The organism is Corallococcus carmarthensis (genome assembly GCF_003611695.1).
Taxonomy (GTDB): Bacteria; Myxococcota; Myxococcia; order Myxococcales; family Myxococcaceae; genus Corallococcus; species Corallococcus carmarthensis.
In genome coordinates this window covers 1-5,066 of the sequence record NZ_RAWE01000369.1, presented here as the reverse complement: position 1 = coordinate 5,066, position 5,066 = coordinate 1, and the positions used below count along the sequence as shown (strand labels likewise).

4 protein-coding genes are annotated in these 5,066 nt (G+C 72.1%); all 4 read right to left on the bottom strand.

Features of this window, described 5'->3' with window-relative positions; all coding sequences use genetic code 11:
• Positions 1-1,305 (bottom strand): DUF4350 domain-containing protein (locus D7X32_RS43090; protein WP_244239500.1); only part of this gene is annotated, 1,305 nt, incomplete at its 3' end.
• Complete coding sequence (locus tag D7X32_RS43085) at positions 1,298-3,190, bottom strand: DUF4129 domain-containing protein (RefSeq protein WP_120608290.1); 1,893 nt, start codon at positions 3,188-3,190, stop codon at positions 1,298-1,300. The genes D7X32_RS43085 and D7X32_RS43090, both read right to left, overlap by 8 nt.
• Positions 3,191-3,194: 4 nt before the next feature.
• Positions 3,195-3,461: a hypothetical protein gene (locus tag D7X32_RS43080; protein WP_014398393.1), complete on the bottom strand. Its 267-nt coding sequence runs from the start codon at positions 3,459-3,461 to the stop codon at positions 3,195-3,197.
• A 58-nt stretch (positions 3,462-3,519) separates the two neighbouring features.
• Positions 3,520-5,066 (bottom strand): transcription termination factor Rho (gene rho, locus D7X32_RS43075; protein ID WP_120608291.1); only part of this gene is annotated, 1,547 nt, incomplete at its 5' end.

Genomic DNA, 5,066 nt, shown 5'->3' with positions numbered 1-5,066 from the left:
GACGGGCTGCTCGACGTGACCCGCAGGTCCGAGGCCGTCCACAAGGACGCCGACCCCCAGGCCCTTGCCACTGCCGCCGCGCACGTGCGCGGCGGAAGTGGCAAGGGCCTGGAGGTCGGCGTCCTTGTGGACGGCTTCGGACTTGCGGGTCACGTCGAGCAGCCCGTCCGCCAGGTCCTGGCGCCCGCGCGACCGCAGGCCTTCCATGACGGCGACGGCCGTGGAGTGCGAAGGCAGGCCCGCGAGCGGCGCCAGTTGCTGCGTGAGGCCACGCGTGATGAGCCCCGCGGCGAAGGCATGGTGCCGGCCCTCGCGGTACAGGCGGCTCATGGCGAAGAGGGCGTCCGTGGCGCCCACGCGCATGGACTCCGCGGGAGGCAGGGGACGGCCGAAGCGCTTCAGCGCGCCCGCCCACAGCACGACGCCCAGCAGCAGCTGCGCGACGGCGAAGTGCAGGCCGTAGCGGCGCGCGAAGTCCACGAGCGAGCGCTCGTTGGTGAAGCCGTGGTGGAACTCGTCGAAGGCGAAGGGACCGGGGCCCAGGGCGCCCAGCGCGCTCAGCCAGAACTGTGCGTTGTCCGCCCTCGCGAGCGCGGGGTTCATCGCGAGCTCGGGGGCGCCCACCACCAGCACCCGGCCCGCGCCCACGGGAATCACCGCCGCCACGGGGAAGCCCAGGCGTTCATCCTCCAGCACGGTGACCGCGCCTTCCGGAAGCCTTAGGTAGGCCTGGACCTTCGCCTCCACGCGCTCCACGCCCAGCGTGTAAGGCGTGGGCAGCGGGGGCACCAGCGTGCGCATGGGCAACGTCACGTCCGCCTTGTCCAGCTTCACGCCCAACTCATCCAGGAGCGCGTTCTCACGCGACCCCCAGGGCACGTACACCAGCGAGGCACCGGCGCGGACATGGGCCAGCACGCGCTCCACCTCGGTGTCGTCCAGCTGCTGCGCCCGCATCGCGTTGAAGCCCTGATGCGGCGCCTCCTCGTCGTCGGTGCCCGCGTCCGGATCCGAGGCGAGCCGCGTCTGATCCGGATCCTCCTCGTGCGAGTCCTGGACCTCCACGGCGAGCAGCACCAGCGCCTCATGACCGGAGAGCATGCGCAGGTCCGCCATGTTGCGCGTCACCGGCAGGCCGCTCTCCTGCGCGAGCAGGTACAGGGCCCGTGAGCCGTCCGGTTCCGCGCGGAACGTGGACAGCGGATCCGCGAAGCCGCCGCGCTGGGCGCCACGCACCAGGAACGTTCCGAGCACGCCCGCGAGCAGCAGGCATCCCAGCACGAGCAACGGGAAACGGTCACGCACCGGCGGCCTCCTGCACGGGCGGCGCGGCGAGCAGCGGGGCGGTGATGGCGCGGAACTCGGTGTAGCCGTCAGCGCCCACGGGCACGTTGCCGTACCACGCGAAGTCGAAGCGGCGCGTCAGCTCGCGGAACGGAGCCTTCACCTCGGCGCGGCCCCGGAACGCGCGCAGGTAGTCCCAGTTGGAGAGGGTCTCGTCGTAGTGGATGGCGCCATCGCGGTGCAGTCGCGACAGGAGCGCGAGGTACAGGTTGCGCACCGCCTCGCGGTACTCGCCCTTCGCGGCCAGCGCGTCTGCCAGGTGCGCCCAACCTTCCGGGGGACGGGACAGCGCGTGGTCCGGGTTGTCCGCGAGCGCCGCGGCATCCACGGTGCGCACCTCCAGCGACGGGCCCGAGCCCGCGCGCTTGCGCCGCAGGATGCTGACGAGCACCACGCCCAGCACCGCCAACGTCAGCGCGACCAGCGTCACGACGAGCGCTTTGGCCGCCGCGCCACCGCTCACGGGCAGGGCCGTCTCGCGCTGCCGGGGCAGCGGGTCGCGGCCCTTGAAGAACTCCTTCAGCCACTCGCCCAGCTTGTCGATGAAGCGGCGCCACCAGCCCGGCTCCGGAGGGACCTCCTCCTCCTTGGGCTCGGCCGGGGCCTTCTCCGGGCGCTCCTGGAACTCCGGCCGCGCGAGGATGGCCCGCGCCCGGTCCGTGGCCGCCCGTGCGTCCGCGCGCGCCTGGGCCTCGGCCGTGGCCGTCACCTGCGCGAGCCCTTGCTCCAACGTCACCGCCGCGTTGTCGCAGTCCTCGTCGTCGTAGGCCTGCTGCTCCAGGCGGCGCACGAAGCGCTCGAGCTTGGCCGTTTCACGCGCGTCCAGCGCATCGAAGTCCTGGAGCGCCGTGCCCTCCACCTGCTCGGGCAGCTCACACGTCTTCGCGACCTTCACCAGCCGGGCGCGCACGGCCTTGCGGTCGGCGAGCGCGGGTGCGGCTTCCGGAGCCGCTTCAGCGGGAACGGGGGCCGCGAAGAGCAGGCCCGTGGCCACGAGCAACGCGGCGGCCACGCCCTTCGAAGAAAGCGCGCCGCGCTTCGTGCTCCGCTCCGGCAGTTGCTGCACGGCGGCCAGCAGGTCCAGGCCCTCCTGCCGCACGCGTCCGTCCACCAGCAGCAGCGTGGCGGTCGCCGCGCGCAGGGGCTCGAAGAGGGCGAACGTCGTCGCCGCGAGGAACACGAGCCACGGCGGGTTGTCCAGCGACGCGAACCGCTCCGCGAACGTCAGGTCGATGCCCACGAGCTGCCGCCCGAGGTACAGCACGAAGTTGAGCCCCACGTGCAGGTTGAGGAACACCAGCACCTGGACACCCATCAGCCAGCGCACCGCGGTGGCCGTCCCTCGCGACGGACCGAGCAGCCGCGAGCCCACCGTGTACAGCTTCAGGGGGCTGCCCCGGCCCTGCATCGTCACCGCGTAGCCCACGCCCTGCGCGGAGAGGATGAACAGCGAGATGCCCAGCGAGAACGTCAGCGTCAGCACGTTGAAGAACGCCAGGTACGCCACCGCGATGAACAGGCTGGGCAGCCGCGACAGCGCCGCGCGCAGGGACTGCCGCACGGACGGCTCCGCCTTCGCGCCCAGCAAGACCTCCTGCACGTAGTGGCACGCCGCGCCCTGGCCCACGCCCCGGAGGAACCACGCGAGCGTCACGTACAAGGCGGGCAGGGTGGGGGAGCGCCCATGATCCACGGCGTCCAGCAGATGCAGCAGCGCGGCCACCACCGCCGCTCCACCGGGCAGCGTGAGGGCCCACACGCCCGCGTCGCGCGCGCACAGCCGCAGCGCCGCGTCCATCAAGGCCACCGGACCCCGGGGGCGCAATTCCAAGGCGGAGACGGCCATCGCGCTAGCCCACCGCGTGCGCAGCCAGCAGCACGCCGCCCCACACGAGCACGACGCCCACGAGCGCCAGCACCACGTGCGCCACGCTCCACTCGCGCCGGGGTGGCGGCCCCTCCAGCGCCTTGCGGCGCGTGTCGAGGCAGCTGGCGCAGCGGTTGATGCCCTCGAACTGCGTGGTGCACTCGCGGCAGATGACGCGCCGGCACTCCACGCAGACGCCCAGGCCCGCGCGGTCCGGGTGGTAGTGGCAGCGGCCCGAGCCCTGAATCATGCGCTCACCTTACGCAATCCAGGGCTCGCCACACCACCCCCGCGCGGGCGGATGGGGCCTACAACTCGTCGAAGAACTCGTCGTTGTAGGTGTAGCGGCCAAGCCGTTTGACGAGCGCTTCCATGGCCTCCACCGGCTTCACGGAGAAGAGCATCTGCCGCAGCTTCTTCACCTTCTCGTACTCGCGCAGGGTGAAGAGCTTCTCCTCCTTGCGCGTGCCGGACTGGGGGATGTTGATGGCCGGGAAGACGCGCTTCTCCGCGAGGAGGCGGTCCAGGGTGACTTCGGAGTTACCCGTGCCCTTGAACTCCTCGAAGATGACCTCGTCCATGCGGCTGCCGGTGTCGATGAGCGCCGTGCCGATGATGGTGAGCGAGCCCGCCTCTTCCGTGGCGCGCGCGGCGCCGAAGATGCGCTTGGGGCGCTCCAGGGCGCGGCTGTCCACGCCGCCCGTCATGGTGCGGCCGGAGCTGTCGACCTCCTTGTTGTAGGCGCGCGCCAGACGGGTGATGGAGTCCAGGAGGATGACCACGTCCTTGCCGGATTCCACCAGCCGGCGCGCGCGCTCCAGCGCGAGCTCCGCCACCTTGAGGTGGTCACCCGTGGGCCGGTCGGAGCTGGAGGCGATGACCTCCGCCTTGATGCTCCGGCGCATGTCCGTCACTTCTTCGGGGCGCTCGTCGATGAGCACCACCATGACGTGGCACTCCGGGTGGTTCTGGATGACGGCCTGCGCGATGCGCTGGAGCATGATCGTCTTGCCCGTCTTGGGCGGGGCGACGATGAGCGCGCGCTGACCCTTGCCGATGGGCGCGATGAGGTCCAACACCCGCGTGACCATCTCCTTGTGGCCGTTCTCCAGCTTCAGCCGCTCGGTGGGGTCCACGGAGGTGAGGTCCGCGAAGTGCGGCAGCCGGGGGGCGCCGTCCAGCGGACGCCCGTCCACCGTGTCCACCTTCTGGATGACGCCCTTGTGGCCGCGCATCTGCGCGAACGCGGTGAGGTACTGGCCCTGCCGCAGGCGCAGCTTCTGCACCAGGTTCTTCGGCATCTCCGGGTCGTCCGGCGACGCCAGCAGGTTGCGCTTCACCTGACGCAGGAACGCGTTGGGGCCCTTGGACTCCGTGTCCAGCACGCCCTCCACCGGCGCCAGGTTCTGCTGCGGCGCGCCCTGCGCATGTCCGCCACCGCGCTGCTGCTGCTGATGGCGCGGGTGTTCGTGCCGCTGCTGCGGAGGCGGCTGCCCACCGTCCTGCGCGGGGCGGGCCTCCGGGCCCTGCTGCGGCTGCCCGCCGCCCTGGGGCGGCGGCTGTTGCTGCTGCGCCTGGCGCTGGCGGTACTGCTCCAGCTCCTGGGGCGTCAGGAACACCTGCACCTGCTGCCCGTCCGGGCCCGGCTGCATGCGGTAGGCCTGGCCCTCCGGGGTGAAGTGCACCTGCGCGCCACGGCGGCGACGGCGGCGACGGCGGCGGCGTCCACCCTGGCCCGCGGGGCCTCCAGCCGCGCCGTTCTGGGCGCCTCCCGCGGAGGCTTCACCCTCGTCGGGGCCCTCGTCTCCCTCGTCGTCACCGCCGTCGTCATCCGCCTCGGGGGGCGGAGGGGGAC

What these genes read in the sequence shown, in the direction of transcription:
- D7X32_RS43085 (WP_120608290.1), bottom strand. Translation starts at nt 3,190, where the DNA reads ATGGCCGTCTCCGCCTTGGAATTGCGCCCCCGGGGTCCGGTGGCCTTG.
- D7X32_RS43080 (WP_014398393.1), bottom strand. Translation starts at nt 3,461, where the DNA reads ATGATTCAGGGCTCGGGCCGCTGCCACTACCACCCGGACCGCGCGGGC.